Raw genomic sequence first — 13358 nt, forward strand, 5'->3', positions numbered from 1 at the left:
CCGCTACAGCGCGCCCGCGTCGCGCGCGGTCCAGACCGAGGGGTGGATCGGGCGGAAGCCCAGCTCGTCGCGGATGCGGGCGGTGGAGACGATGCCGTCCCAGGGGTCCTCGACCTGGCGGTCGGCGGCCTCGGCGGGCGGCTCGACGCCGTTGAGCCAGAGCAGTTCGACGCTGCTGACCGGCGCGTCGTCGGCGATGTTGTAGGTCCGGCCGGCCAGGCCGGGGGCGTACAGCAGGCGCAGCAGGCCCTGGCCGACATCGGCGTGGTGGACCATCTGCAGCCGCTTGTGCCCGGCCCACCCCTCGGCCCACCGCACGACCTGCGCGAGGTGCGGGTCGCCCTCGCCGTAGACGAACGCGAGCCGGCCGATCCGCACGTCGAGACCGTCCAGGGCGAGCAGCCCGGTCTCGGCCGCCCACTTGGAGTCGGGGTAGGCGGCGCCCGGGTGCCGGCCGCCGGACAGCGGCTGGTCGTCCTCGACGGCGGGGCGGCCGCGCCCGGCGCCGTACACCAGGTTGGTGCTGACCTGCACGAAGCGGTGCACGCCCGCCTCCACCGCGGCCCGGCCGAGGTCGAGTGCGGCGTCGCGGTTGACCGCCCACGCCTCCTCGTCGGGCACACCGCGGAAGGAGGCCGCGATGTTCACCACCGCGTCGACACCGTCGACGGCCTTGCGCACGTCGGCGCCGTCGCGCAGCTCGCCGGCCACGGCCTGAGCGCCGAGCCGGGTGAGCGGCTCGGCCCGCGCCTCGTCCCGCACCAGCAGCCGCACGGTGTCGCCGCCGCGCCCGGCCTGCTGCATCAGCCGGGGGACGAACCTGCGGCCGACCTGGCCGGTGGCTCCGGTGACCAGAATTCTCATGACGTGCTCCTCGGAAGTGTCCGTTGTACGGTCCGCCGGACGGCGGCCGGCGGACCGTGTCCGCCGCTCCTGTCCGTCGGGGTGCGGTTCCCACCGTGCGGCCGACCGGCGCCGGGCGGGAGAGACCTGCCGATCCAGGGAGCAGCACTCCCTGGATAGCCCCGCGCGGCCGCCGCATGCTGGAGGCGTGGACCGACCAGAACTCGCCGACTTCCTGCGCCGCTGCCGTGGCCGCCTGGGACCCGCAGACGTGGGCCTGGCCGGGAGCCCCCGCCGCCGGACGCCCGGACTGCGCCGGGAGGAGGTCGCACAGCTCGCGGGCATGTCCGCGGACTACTACGCCCGGCTGGAGCAGGCCCGCGGCCCGCGGCCGTCCCGGCAGATGCTCGCCGCGCTCGCCCGTGCGCTGCGGCTGACGGCCGACGAGCACGACCACCTCTTCCACCTGGCCGGCGAGGTGCCGCCGCGCGAGCCGGGCGGCGGCCGGCATGTGCGCCCAGGGCTGCTGCTGATCCTGGACCGGCTGCACGACACGCCCGCACAGGTGCTCAGCGACATCGGCGACGTGCTCGCCCAGAACGCGATGGCCGCCGCGCTGCACGGCGACGTGTCCGCCCGGCCGCCGGCGATGCGCAACATCGTGCGGCGGATGTTCACCGACCCCGAGGGCCGCGCGGCGCTGCCGGCGGAGGACTTCGAGCGGGTGGCCAGGAGCCATGTGGCGCAGTTGCGCGCGGTCGTCGCGGCCCGGCCGAAGGACCCGCGCCCGGCCGCGCTGGTCGCCGAACTCCGCGCCGCCAGCCCGCTGTTCGCCCGCCTGTGGACCGACCACGAGGTGGCGGTGCGGCGTTCGGACGTGAAGCGCTTCCGGCACCCGGTGGTGGGGGAGTTGACGCTCGACTGCGAGGTGCTGCTGAGTGCCGAAGGGGACCAGCGGCTGGTGGTGTTCACCGCCCGGCCCGGCTCCGAGTCGTGCCAACGGCTCCAACTGCTGCGGGTGGTCGGCCTGCAGGACCTCTCCGTGAGCTGACCGCCAACTCCCTTGTGTGGCGCGGGAGATGGCGCGAGCCTGTGCCATGGCGTGTTCGCGCGACTGCATTTGTCCGACTCGCGCCTTCGACGTTCCGTAAGGGCGCGCTAACGTGGAGACACGGTCCGGCGGGTTCGATTCCCCCGTGCGCACCCGCCGGACCGCTTTCTCGCCGCGCTCTCTTCGCGGCCGCGGCGGGATGCCGCAGTGGCGCGGGGCGCCCTGCGGGCAAGCGCCCACCGGGTGGTGCCCGGGAGCGCACCGCGACCCGATGGCGCAACGCCGTTGACGCGAAACCTGTGCCGCATCCCTGTACCGCAAGCCCGTATCGCCGGCTCCCCATTGCCTCGGAGCGGACGGCCCTCATACGATCCAGCGATCTTATTGATGAACTGGGTTCATGTACGCGAACGGGAGGCTGTGGTGCGGGAACGTCCGGAGACGGAGGCGGGCGCGCATGCGGTCGTACGGAGCGCGGCGGGCGCCATACGGACGGCCGTCGCAGGCGAAGCGGCGCCGCCGACCGTGGTGCCGCCGACGGTGGTGCTCGACGGCAGCCGCCTGCGGCAGGCCCGGGACCTGCTGCGCTCCGGCGACCCCGAGGCCACCGCGGCCCTGGCCCACCTCACCGCCCGCGCGGAGCGCCAACTCGCCCTGGGCCCATGGTCGGTGACGGACAAGCCGCAGATCCCGCCCAGCGGTGACCGGCACGACTACCTCAGCCAGGCCCCGTACTGGTGGCCCAGCCGCCCGCGTACCGCCGCCGACCCCGACGGCCTGCCGTACGAGCGGCGGGACGGGCTGCGCAACCCCGAGGTCGACCTCATCACCGACCACCGCGGGCGCGGCGCGATGTTCGACGCGGTGCAGACCCTCGCCCTCGCCTGGTACCACACCGGCCGCGCCGACTACGCCGAGCACGCCGCCCACCTGCTGCGCACCTGGTTCCTCGCCCCCGCCACCCGGATGAACCCGCATCTCGCGCACGCCCAGGCGATCCCCGGCAGCACCGACGGCCGGCCGATCGGCATCATCGACTTCTCCCAGCAGTTCACCTCGATCCTGGACGCGATCGCACTGCTCGGCGCCGGCGCCCCAGGCTGGACCGAGGCCGACCGGGCCGGAATGCACGCCTGGTGTGCTGACTTCACCCGCTGGCTCGGCGGCGACTTCGCGGCCGAGGAGGCGGCCACCGCCAACAACCACGGCACCTTCTTCGACATGCAGCTCGCCGCGCTCCAACTCGCCGTCGGACAGCCGGATTCCGCCCGCCGGACGGTGCTCGCCGCCCGCGCCGCCCGGATCGACCCGCAGATCGCGGCGGACGGCAGCCTGCCCGAAGAGCTGGCCAGGAGCCGTAGTTGGCACTACTCGACCTTCTGCCTGGTGGCCCTCACCCGGCTCGCCCACATCGGCCGGCAGGTCGGCGTCGACCTGTGGTCGTACCGCAACCCCGCGGGCGCGGGCATCCTCGACGCGGTCCGCTACCTGCTTCCCGCCGCCACCGGCCGCGCGCCCTGGCCGCACCCGGAGCTGCACTTCCAGCGCTTCGCGGCGAGCGACGTGGTGCGGGCCGCCGCCGAGGCGGGCGACCCCGCGGCGGCCGAGGCCGTACCCGAACTCCAGGCACCGCCCGGCGGCGACCTGTGGCCGCTGCGCCCCTCCCCGGAACAGCTCGACCCGATCTCGCGGTAGCGCCATCGCGGGCGGCCGCCCGCGCGATCGGACGGGACCTCCGGGCCGCGGACGCGCCGTCCCTGAGCCGACGGTCCGCGACTCGGAGGGTCTACGGGGCCGGGCGCGCGGCCCGGCGAGCGGGGCGGACCACCCGGTGGCCGTACCCGCGCGATCCACCGGTCGGCGGCCGGCGGCGGGCAGCCGCCCCGGTCACCGGCCGGTGGTCGGCGACGAGGCGGGAGCGGCTGGGGCGGCTGGGGCGGCCACGCCCGAGGCGGCCACCTCCTTGCGCGGGGTGGGCCGGACCACGCCCGCGCCGAGCACCAGCCCGAGGGTCAGCACGGTGACCAGCACGAAGGACGTGGTCAGCGAACTCGCCCCCGCGATACCCCCGATCGCGGCGGGCGCGACCAGCCCGGAGGTGTACGTCACCGTGGCGACCCCGGCGATCGCCTGGCTCGGCACCGGCCCGCGCCGCCCGGCCGCGGCGAAGCACAGCGGCACCGTCGTGGAGATGCCCACCCCGATCAGGGCGAACCCGATGATCGCCGGCGCCGGGGTGTGCGCGAGGACCACGAGGAGGCCGCCGAGCGTGGAGACGGCCCCGCCGATCCGCAGCGTGCGCACCGCTCCGAGCCGCCGGACCACCAGGTCGCCGACCAGCCGGGAGACGGCCATCGTGCACGAGAACGCGGTGTACGCCAGCGCGGCGACGGCCGGCGAGGCGTGCGCGATCTCCTTCAGGTAGACCGCGCACCAGTCGGAACTGCCGCCCTCCGCGAACACCCCGCAGAACCCGATCGCCCCGATCACCAGCGCGGCCTTCGGGGGCAGCGAGAAGCGCGGCGGCGCGGCCTCGTCCTCGTGCGGGCGCACATCCGGCGCGCCCGAGGTGATCAGCAGCGCGGCCACCACCAGCGCGGCCGCCATCAGGGCCAGGTGCACCCGGCCGTCCAGGCCGACGCGCACCGCCGAGACGCCCACCGCGGCCCCGACCAGCGTGCCCGCGCTCCACATGCCGTGCAGCCCGGACATGATCGACTTGCCCTTGTGCTCCTCGACGGCGATGCCGAGCGCGTTCATCACCACGTCGGCCATGCCGGAGGTCGCCCCGAACGCGAGCAGCGCCGCGCACAGCCAGGGCAGCCCCGGCGCGAGCGCGGGCAGCGCGAGCGTCGCGCACCACACGCCCAGCAGCACCCGCAGGGCCGCGCGCGAACCGTAGCGGTGCATCAGCCGTCCGGCCAGCGGCATCATCAGCGACGAGCCGATCGCCGGGCAGACCAGCGCGAGCCCCAACGTGCCCGCGCTCAGGCCGAGATGGTCCTTGATCCACGGGATGCGGGTGGCGAACGAGCCCTGGACCGCGCCGTGCACGGCGAAGGCCGCGCGCATGGTCAGGTGGGCCCGGCGGACCCGGGCGGGTGACCACTGCGCCGGCGACCACTGCGCGGGCGGGGAACTGCTCGTCATGCGCGGTAAACTATCAGGAAGCCTGCCTGAAAGTTAAGCCGCTTTTCCGGCCGCATCGGCGGGTTCTGGAAGGATCGCCGCCATGACCGCCACCAGCGCGCACCCCGGGCGCGGTGCCTCCCCCCGCACCGCCCGGGCGATCAACGACCGGCTCGCCCTGCGACTGCTCCAGGAGGAAGGGCCGCTCACCGCGGGGCAGTTGAAGGAGCTGACCGGGATGTCCCGGCCCAGCGTCGCCGACCTGGTCGAACGCCTTCAGGACTCCGGGCTGATCGAGGTGGTCGGCGAGGCGGGCGCGGCCCGGCGCGGCCCGAACGCGCGGGTCTACGGGATCGTCGCCGACCGGGCGTACGTCGCCGGGCTCGATGTCCGGATCGAGAGCATCGGCGTGGAGATCGCCGACCTGCTCGGGCGGACCGTCGCCCGCGCCGAGCGGCCGGTCGCCGCCGGGACCGACCCCGAGCGGATCGTCGAGGACGGCATCGCGCTGCTGACCGGGACCGCGCGGACGGCCGGCGCCGCCGCACTGCACACCGTCGTCTTCGGCGCGCCCGGCCTGATCGACCCCGGCACCGGGCGGCTGAGCCCCTCCGGCGCACTGCCCGCCTGGCACGCGGACTTCGTGGACGAGGTGCGGCGGCGGCTCGGCGTGCCCGTCCTGCTGGAGAACGAGGCGAACCTCGCGGCCGTCGCGGAACAGCGCGTCGCGGCCGCGGGGCCCGACGGCGACACGTTCGTACTGCTGTGGATCGGCAGCGGGGTCGGGGCGGGCGTCATGCTCGACGGGCGGCTGCGGCGCGGGGTGTCCGGCGGCGCCGGGGAGGTCGGGTTCCTGCCGATCTCGCCGGACGGGGCGCTGCCCAGCGCGGAGGACTGCGACAAGGGGTACCACGGGCTGGTGGGGAGCAGGGGGGTGTGCGCGCTGGCGCGGGCGCACGGGCTTTCCCCGGGGTCTGGGGCGGACGCGGAGTCGGCGGCGTCGGCGGTACGGGCCGCGGTCGAGGGCGGGGCCGACGCCTTCCTCACGGAACTTGCCGAGCGGATCGCGGTGGGCGCCGCCGCCATCTGCGCGGTGCTCGACCCGGGCCGGGTGGTGCTCGCCGGCGAAGTGGGCGAGGCCGGGGGAGACGTGCTTGCCGAGCGGGTCGGCGCGGCCTTCGCCCGGCTCTCCCCGCTGCGCACGTCCTTCCACGTCACCGCGGTCAAGGGCGGCCCGATCCTGCGCGGTGCGGTCATCACGGCCATGGACGCGGCCCAGCAGGACGTGTTCGCCACGGCGCCCTGATCCCCCCGGGTTGCCACGGGGCAAGCACGGTGGGAGCCGCACTTGCACGGGGGCGCTGGGGGTGCTCCCCCCGGCTCCGCCGGGGGCAGGCTCTGGGGGAGGAACTGCGCGACAGGCCACCGCGGACGGCGAGGTCCCGCCACCGGCGGACAGGGGCGCACGGGCGCGTCCGGTTGTGTGAGGGAGCGCACAAAGAGGTGGGGGTGGAGCGAGAGCACCGTCGCGTGGCAGACTTGACCGCAGTAGTGACGTTCGCGCACTCCGGGGTCGGTGTAATTCCGAACCGGCGGTTACAGTCCGCGACCCGGCCGCAGCCAGCGGCCGGTTGACCAGGTGAAATTCCTGGACCGACGGTGAAAGTCCGGATGGGAGGCAGTGCGCGGCGGGCGTTCACTCGGGAAGGCCGCCGTAGGAGCGGGTCCGTGCGCAAGCGCGGATCGGTGCGTGCGTGGTCGGTCGTTCCGGCGAGTGGGAGCCCGTCAGTTCCCTCGCCCCGGAGTCCGTGCCTGATGAGGCAGGAGGACCCGGTGGCCACCAGTGCAGAAGCCGACGCGATGCGTCGAGCCGTCGCGCTGTCCGCGCGCGCCCTCGGCGCGACCGCGCCGAACCCCGTGGTGGGCTGCGTGATCCTCGACGCGGCCGGCCGCGTCGCGGGAGAGGGCTGGCACCAGCGGGCCGGCGGACCGCACGCCGAAGTGCACGCGCTGCTCGCCGCCGGCGAGCGGGCCCGCGGCGGCACCGCCCTGGTCACCCTGGAACCGTGCAACCACACCGGCCGCACCGGCCCGTGCGCGAAGGCGCTGATCGAAGCCGGCGTGGCCCGCGTGGTGTACGCGGTGGCCGACCCCAACCGGGTGGCGTCCGGCGGCGCGCACACCCTGCGCGCGGCGGGCGTCGACGTGGCCGGCGGCCTGCTCGGCGAGGAGGCCGCCGCGGTCAACGCGGCCTGGCTCACCTCGGTGCGCAAGGGTCGCCCCTACGTCCGGTGGAAGTACGCCGCCACCCTCGACGGCCGGATCGCGGCCGCCGACGGCACCAGCCGCTGGATCACCTCCGCCGAGGCCCGCGCCGACGTGCACCGGCTGCGCGCCGAGGCCGACGCCGTCGTGGTCGGCTCCGGCACCCTGACCGCGGACGACCCGCACCTGGCGGTACGCGGCATCGACGGCGCCACCCAGCCGCTGCGGGTGGTGGTCGACACGCGGGCCCGTACGACCGCGGGCGTCCGGGTGCTCGACGACGCCGCGCCCACCCTCATCGCCGTCGGCAAGGACGCCGACACCTCCCACCTGACCGCGACCGGCGTGGACGTCGTCCGGCTGCCGTACGCGCCGCAGGGCCGCGGCGTCGACGTGGCCGCGCTGCTCGCCGAACTGCTCGCCCGCGGGGTCCGCTCGGTGCTGCTCGAAGGAGGGCCGACGCTCGCGGGGGCGTTCGTGGCCGCCGGATACATCGACACCGTCACCGCCTACCTCGCCCCGGCGCTGCTCGGCGCCGGCCCCGCCGTGCTCACGGGCGGGGGAATCACCACCATCGCGCGGGCGTTGCGGCTCGACGTGACCGGCGTCGACCGCCTCGGACCCGACCTGCGCGTCACCGCCGTACCCGCTGCCACCGTCGCCAGCGCCGCCACTCCCGCCGACGTCCCCACCGCACCCCAGGAGAGCTGACGTGTTCACCGGAATCGTGGAAGAGCTGGGCGAGATCACCGCCGTCGAGGACCTGGGCGACGCGTCCCGCTTCACCGTAAGCGGACCCGTCGTCACCGAAGGCGCGAAACACGGTGACTCCATCGCCGTCAACGGGGTCTGCCTGACCGTCGTGGACCTGCCCGACGGCGCCTTCACCGCCGACGTGATGGCCGAGACGCTCAAACGCTCCAGCCTCGGCGCGCTCGCCCCCGGCTCCCGGGTCAACCTGGAGCGGCCGATGGCGCTCGGCGGCCGGCTCGGCGGCCACCTCGTGCAGGGCCACGTGGACGGCACCGGCACCGTGCTGGAGCGCGTCCCCGGCGAGCACTGGGAGATCGTCAAGATCGCGCTGCCCGCCGAACTCGCCCGCTACGTGGTCGAGAAGGGCTCCATCACCGTCGACGGGATCAGCCTGACCGTGGTCGACGCGGCAGCGGACTTCTTCACCGTCAGCCTCATCCCGACCACCCTCGCGCTGACCACGCTCGGCATCAAGCAGCCGGGCGACCCGGTCAACCTCGAAGTGGACGTCATCGCCAAGTACGTCGAGCGGATGCTCGGCGGCGCCGACCGCGCCACCGACCGTGACGCCGACCGCGCGACCGACCGTGACGACGACCGGCGGACGGGGGCCGGCCGGTGAGCATCGTGCACTGGCTGAACAGCCAGGCGTTCACCGCGTTCGACCAGCACGTGGTGTGGTCCGACATGATCGGCAACCTGCTCGGCCTGGCCGCCCTCGCGCTCGGCTGGCGGCGGGCCATGCTGACCTGGCCGGTCCAACTGCTCTCCGGCGTGGTGCTGGTGGCCGCGTTCTGGGGCGCGCACCTCGGCGGCGGCGTCGGCAAGCAGCTCGTGGTGATCACCGTCGCGGTGTGGGGCTGGTTCCAGTGGCGGCGCGGCAGCGGCGGGAGCGCCGGCCGGCTCGCCATCCGCTTCGCCACCTGGCGCGAGCGGGCCGTCCTGGTGCTCGCCACCGGCCTGGGCACCGTGGCGGTCGCCTCGCTCTTCCTCGCCTACCCGAAGCTCTCGTGGAACCCGTGGCCGGACGCCTACATCTTCGTCGGCACCCTCGCCGCGATGTACGCGCAGGCCCGCGGCTGGGTCGAGTTCTGGTTCGCCTGGCTGGCCGTCGACCTGGTCGGCGTGCCGCTGAACTTCCACAGCGGGCTGCCGTTCTCCGGCCTGGTCTACATCATCTACTTCGTCCTGGTGATCGCCGGGATGTACGCCTGGTGGCAGCAGACGCGGCGCACCGCCGGCGAGCAGGGCGGCCCGCAGCCGCGGCAGCCCGTCACCACCGCGGAAGGAGCGACGGCATGACCACCGTGACCGCACCGCACGACCCCTGGCAGCACCGCATCGACAGCGGCGTCCCCGACGGGCCCACCGCGGTCGACGCCTCCGACGGTCTCGACGACCTTGATGACCTCGTGCTCGACCCGGTCGAGCGGGCCATCGCCGACATCGCCGCGGGCCGCCCCGTGGTGGTCGTCGACGACGAGGACCGGGAGAACGAGGGCGACCTCGTCGTGGCCGCCGAGCGGATCACCCCGCAGATCGTCGCCTTCATGATGAACGAGTGCCGCGGCCTGGTCTGCGTGCCGATGGAGAGCCCGGAGCTGGACCGGCTGGAACTGCCGCAGATGGTGGAGTCCAACACCGAGTCCATGCGCACCGCGTTCACCGTGTCCGTGGACGCGAGCGGTGCGCACGGCGTGACCACCGGCATCTCCGCCGCCGACCGCGCCGCCACCATCCGGCTGCTCGCCGACCCGGCCGCGCGCGCCGACGACTTCGTCCGGCCCGGCCATGTCTTCCCGCTCGCCGCCCGCCCCGGCGGGGTGCTGGAGCGGGCCGGCCACACCGAGGCGGGCGTCGACCTCGCCCGGCTGGCCGGACTGCGGCCGGCCGCGGCCATCGTGGAGATCGCCCTCGAGGACGGCACCATGGCCCGGCTCCCCGAGCTGGTGCCCTTCGCCCGCAAGCACGGCCTGGCGATCATCTCCATCGAGGCCCTGATCGCCTACCGCCGCGCCGAGCAGGCCGAGGTGCGCCGCGAGGCCAGCACCCGACTGCCCACCGCCTACGGCGAGTTCCGCGCGTACGGCTACCGCGTCCCCGCCGACGGCGCCGAGCATGTCGCGCTGGTCGCCGGCGACCTCGGCGACGGCACCGACGTCCTGGTCCGGGTGCACTCCGAGTGCCTGACCGGCGACGTCTTCGGCTCGCTGCGCTGCGACTGCGGCCCGCAACTCCAGACCGCGCTGCGCGAGGTCGCCGCCGCCGGCCGCGGCGTGGTGCTCTACCTGCGCGGCCACGAAGGCCGCGGCATCGGCCTGATGTCGAAGCTGCGCGCGTACGAACTCCAGGAGCGCGGCCGCGACACGCTCGACGCCAACCTCGAACTCGGCCTGCCCGCCGACGCCCGCGACTACGCCGCCGCCGCGCACATCCTCACCGACCTCGGAGTGCGCTCGCTGCGGCTGATGACGAACAACCCGGCGAAGTCCGCGGCACTGGTCGGACACGGCCTGGAGGTGCTCTCCCGCGTGCCGATGCCGGTCGTCGCGGGTGAGCACAACGTGCGGTACCTGCGCACCAAGCGGGACCGGATGGGCCACGAACTGCCGTGGCTCGACGGCGAAGCGGCCGTCCCCGGCGCCCTGCCCGAGACCGTCGCGGGCCACAGCACCAGCCGAAGCACCACCACCCGAAGCAGCACCACCCGAAGCAGCACCCCCGGCACCACCACCCGAAGCACTACCCGAGGAGAGAAGTGAGCGGCAAGGGCGCCCCGGAACTGACCGTGAAGAACTGCGGTGACCTGCGGGTCGCCGTCATCGCGGCGCAGTGGCACACCCAGGTGATGGACGGCCTCGTGGACGGGGCGGTCCGCGCCCTGCGCGACCTCGGCATCGAGGAGCCGACCCTGCTGCGGGTGCCGGGCAGCTTCGAACTGCCCGTCGTCGCCAAGGTGCTGGCCGGCCGCGGCTACGACGCGATCGTCGCCCTCGGCGTGATCATCCGCGGCGGCACCCCGCACTTCGAGTACGTCTCGCAGGGCGTCACCGCCGGGCTCACCCAGGTCTCCGTGGAGACCGGAGTCCCGGTCGGCTTCGGCATCCTCACCTGCGACAACGAGGAGCAGGCGCTGGACCGGGCCGGCTTGCCCGGCTCCACCGAGGACAAGGGCCACGAAGCGGTGACCGCCGCGGTGGCCACCGCGGCCATCCTGCGCTCGGTCTCCGAACCGTGGCGGTGACCAGCATCCGAACCATGGCGATGGTCCCCGGGCACTTCCCCGTACGCTAGGGACCACCATGGCTGACAAGACATTCGAGGAGCTGTTCAGCGAGCTCCGGCAGAAGGCCGCCACCGGCGACCCCAGCACTTCCCGCACCGCCGAACTGGTCGGGAAGGGCGTGCACGCGATCGGCAAGAAGGTGGTCGAAGAGGCCGCCGAGGTGTGGATGGCGGCCGAGTACGAAGGTCCGGACGCGACCGCCGAGGAGATCTCGCAGCTGCTGTACCACGTTCAGGTGATGATGGTGGCGCGCGGGATCTCCCTGGAGGACGTCTACGCCCATCTGTGAGCCGGGCGGCACCGTACGCCCGGCGCACCGCGCACGCGCGGCGGGTCCGCGTCTCCCGCGGACCCGTACCGCCGCGAGTCCCCCCCGCACCACCGATGAAGCCGGCACGTCCGGCACATCCGCCGTACTCGAAGAACCCGACGAAGAAAAGGAACCCGACCCCATGCTGCGCATCGCCGTACCGAACAAGGGTGCACTCTCCGGACCCGCGGCGGCCATGCTCCATGAGGCCGGCTACCGCCAGCGCAAGGAGTCCAAGGAACTCGTCCTGTTCGACAACGTGAACGACGTCGAGTTCTTCTACCTGCGCCCGCGCGACATCGCGATCTACGTCAGCTCCGGCCGGCTCGACATCGGCATCACCGGCCGCGACCTGCTGCTGGACTCCGGGGCGAGCGCCGAGGAGATCCTGCAACTCGGCTTCGCCCGCTCGACGTTCCGGTACGCCGCCAAGCCCGGCACCGCGAGCGACGTGACCGACCTGGCCGGGCTGACCGTCGCCACCTCCTACGAGGGCGTGGTCGCCAAGCACCTCGCCGACAGCGGCGTGGCCGCCTCCGTCGTCCACCTCGACGGCGCCGTGGAGACCGCGATCCAGCTCGGCGTCGCCCAGGTCATCGCCGACGTGGTGGAGACCGGCACCTCGCTGCGCATCGCCGGCCTGGAGGCGTTCGGCGAGCCGATCATGGAGTCCGAGGCCGTCGTCATCCGCCGCACCGGCGCCGAGCCCGACGACGTCGACGTGCGGAAGTTCCTGCGCCGCCTGCAAGGCGTCCTGGTCGCGCGGCGGTACGTGATGATGGACTACGACATCCGCGTCGAGCAGGTCGAGAAGGCCGTCGCGCTGACCCCCGGGCTCGAATCGCCCACCGTCTCCCCGCTGCACCACGAGGGCTGGGTCGCGGTCCGCGCGATGGTGCCCACCGCCGAGGCCCAGCTCATCATGGACCAGCTCTACGACCTGGGCGCCCGCGCCATCCTGACCACCGGCATCCACGCCGCCCGGCTGTGACGATGCCCGGCGCCCCGGCCGAACACCCCACGGCCGCCGCTGCCGCGCCGGACGACCTGCCGATCACCTTCCGGCCGGTCGTCACCCGTGTGGTGCTGCTCACACTCGCCGTGGCGATCGTCGTGGTGCTGACCAGCGTCGCGGTGCTCATGCCGCATGACGGCGCCTCGCCCTGGAGCACCGCCGAGCGCGGCACCGTGGTCGGCACGGCCGTGCTGATCGGTGCGGGGCTGACGCTGCTGAGCCGGCCGAAGGCCGTCGCCGACACCAGCGGGCTCACCGTGGTGAACCTCACGGTGCGGCGGCGGCTGGCCTGGGCCGAGGTGCTCGGGGTCAACCTCGGGCACGGCGACGCCTGGGTCCGCCTCGACCTCGCCGACGGCACGACCCTGGCGGTGATGGGGATTCAGCCCGGGATCGCCCGGGGGCGCGCGGTGCGCGACGCCCGGAGGCTGCGTGAGCTGGTGGAAGCGCTGGGCGAGGCCCCGTCCTCGTAAGGGGGCCATCCCCAAGGGGCCGCGGTGCCCCCGCCCCGGCGCCGGGGCGACCGTCTGTCCCGAGAGCACCCCGTCCCCGCGGGGGCAGCCGTCTTCCGCCGGGTGGGCACCGTCACTTCGCGGGCGCGCCCGCAGTGACTACCCTGGTTCACCAAGCGCACTCGACCGCGCCCACCCACCCCGGCGCTGCCCCGCGCGGCGCCCACCCGAGGAGTGACACTCACACCCCGATG

Annotated in this window: 13 protein-coding genes and 1 riboswitch; of the genes, 11 read left to right on the forward strand and 2 right to left on the reverse strand. The window is 74.4% G+C overall.

Annotated elements, in window-relative coordinates:
* Positions 1–3: 3 nt before the first annotated feature.
* Positions 4–864 carry an NAD-dependent epimerase/dehydratase family protein gene (locus tag OG896_RS34575; RefSeq protein WP_329371698.1) on the reverse strand — a complete coding sequence of 287 codons (861 nt, stop codon included), beginning with the start codon at positions 862–864 and terminating at the stop codon, positions 4–6.
* 187 nt (positions 865–1051) lie between these two features.
* Here OG896_RS34575 and OG896_RS34580 point away from each other — a divergent pair, with 187 nt between their 5' ends.
* Together OG896_RS34580 and OG896_RS34585 are read left to right on the forward strand one after the other, a co-directional pair.
* The gene (locus OG896_RS34580; protein WP_329371700.1) at positions 1052–1894 is read left to right on the forward strand and encodes a helix-turn-helix transcriptional regulator; all 843 of its coding nucleotides are present in this window, start codon (positions 1052–1054) and stop codon (positions 1892–1894) included.
* A 423-nt stretch (positions 1895–2317) separates the two neighbouring features.
* A complete protein-coding gene (locus OG896_RS34585; RefSeq protein ID WP_443057195.1) occupies positions 2318–3589 on the forward strand; it encodes an alginate lyase family protein in 1272 nt (423 codons plus the stop codon).
* Positions 3590–3781: 192 nt separating this feature from the next.
* Here the strand turns inward: OG896_RS34585 and OG896_RS34590 are convergent, their stop codons facing one another.
* Positions 3782–5044, reverse strand: a complete 1263-nt coding sequence (locus tag OG896_RS34590) for an MFS transporter (RefSeq protein WP_329371702.1) — start codon at positions 5042–5044, stop codon at positions 3782–3784.
* 82 nt (positions 5045–5126) lie between these two features.
* Here OG896_RS34590 and OG896_RS34595 point away from each other — a divergent pair, with 82 nt between their 5' ends.
* From OG896_RS34595 to OG896_RS34635, 9 genes are all read left to right on the forward strand, one after another.
* Positions 5127–6329, forward strand: coding sequence for an ROK family transcriptional regulator (locus OG896_RS34595; protein ID WP_329371704.1), 1203 nt, complete (start codon positions 5127–5129; stop codon positions 6327–6329).
* A gap of 252 nt (positions 6330–6581) precedes the next feature.
* Positions 6582–6712, forward strand: a riboswitch (FMN riboswitch).
* Positions 6713–6856: 144 nt separating this feature from the next.
* The gene (gene ribD / locus OG896_RS34600; RefSeq protein ID WP_329371705.1) at positions 6857–7999 is read left to right on the forward strand and encodes a bifunctional diaminohydroxyphosphoribosylaminopyrimidine deaminase/5-amino-6-(5-phosphoribosylamino)uracil reductase RibD; all 1143 of its coding nucleotides are present in this window, start codon (positions 6857–6859) and stop codon (positions 7997–7999) included.
* A 1-nt stretch (position 8000) separates the two neighbouring features.
* On the forward strand, positions 8001–8663 hold the full coding sequence (locus OG896_RS34605; RefSeq protein ID WP_329371707.1) for a riboflavin synthase: 663 nt from the start codon (positions 8001–8003) through the stop codon (positions 8661–8663).
* Positions 8660–9343, forward strand: coding sequence for a nicotinamide mononucleotide transporter family protein (locus tag OG896_RS34610; protein ID WP_329371709.1), 684 nt, complete (start codon positions 8660–8662; stop codon positions 9341–9343). The genes OG896_RS34605 and OG896_RS34610 overlap by 4 nt, the downstream gene beginning before the upstream one ends.
* Positions 9340–10803, forward strand: coding sequence for a bifunctional 3,4-dihydroxy-2-butanone-4-phosphate synthase/GTP cyclohydrolase II (locus OG896_RS34615; RefSeq protein WP_443057196.1), 1464 nt, complete (start codon positions 9340–9342; stop codon positions 10801–10803). The genes OG896_RS34610 and OG896_RS34615 overlap by 4 nt, the downstream gene beginning before the upstream one ends.
* Entirely contained in the window at positions 10800–11285 is a 486-nt protein-coding gene (gene ribH / locus OG896_RS34620) for a 6,7-dimethyl-8-ribityllumazine synthase (protein ID WP_328461401.1), read from the forward strand. Before OG896_RS34615 ends, ribH begins: the two co-directional genes overlap by 4 nt.
* 58 nt (positions 11286–11343) lie before the next feature.
* On the forward strand, positions 11344–11616 hold the full coding sequence (locus OG896_RS34625) for a phosphoribosyl-ATP diphosphatase (protein WP_103887687.1): 273 nt from the start codon (positions 11344–11346) through the stop codon (positions 11614–11616).
* A 163-nt stretch (positions 11617–11779) separates the two neighbouring features.
* Positions 11780–12628, forward strand: a complete 849-nt coding sequence (gene hisG / locus OG896_RS34630; protein ID WP_328461400.1) for an ATP phosphoribosyltransferase — start codon at positions 11780–11782, stop codon at positions 12626–12628.
* 2 nt (positions 12629–12630) lie between these two features.
* Positions 12631–13125: a PH domain-containing protein gene (locus OG896_RS34635; RefSeq protein WP_328461399.1), complete on the forward strand. Its 495-nt coding sequence runs from the start codon at positions 12631–12633 to the stop codon at positions 13123–13125.
* Positions 13126–13358 lie beyond the last annotated feature (233 nt).

Origin of the sequence: Streptomyces sp. NBC_00669, from assembly GCF_036226785.1 — a bacterium.
Lineage (GTDB): Bacteria > Actinomycetota > Actinomycetes > Streptomycetales > Streptomycetaceae > Actinacidiphila.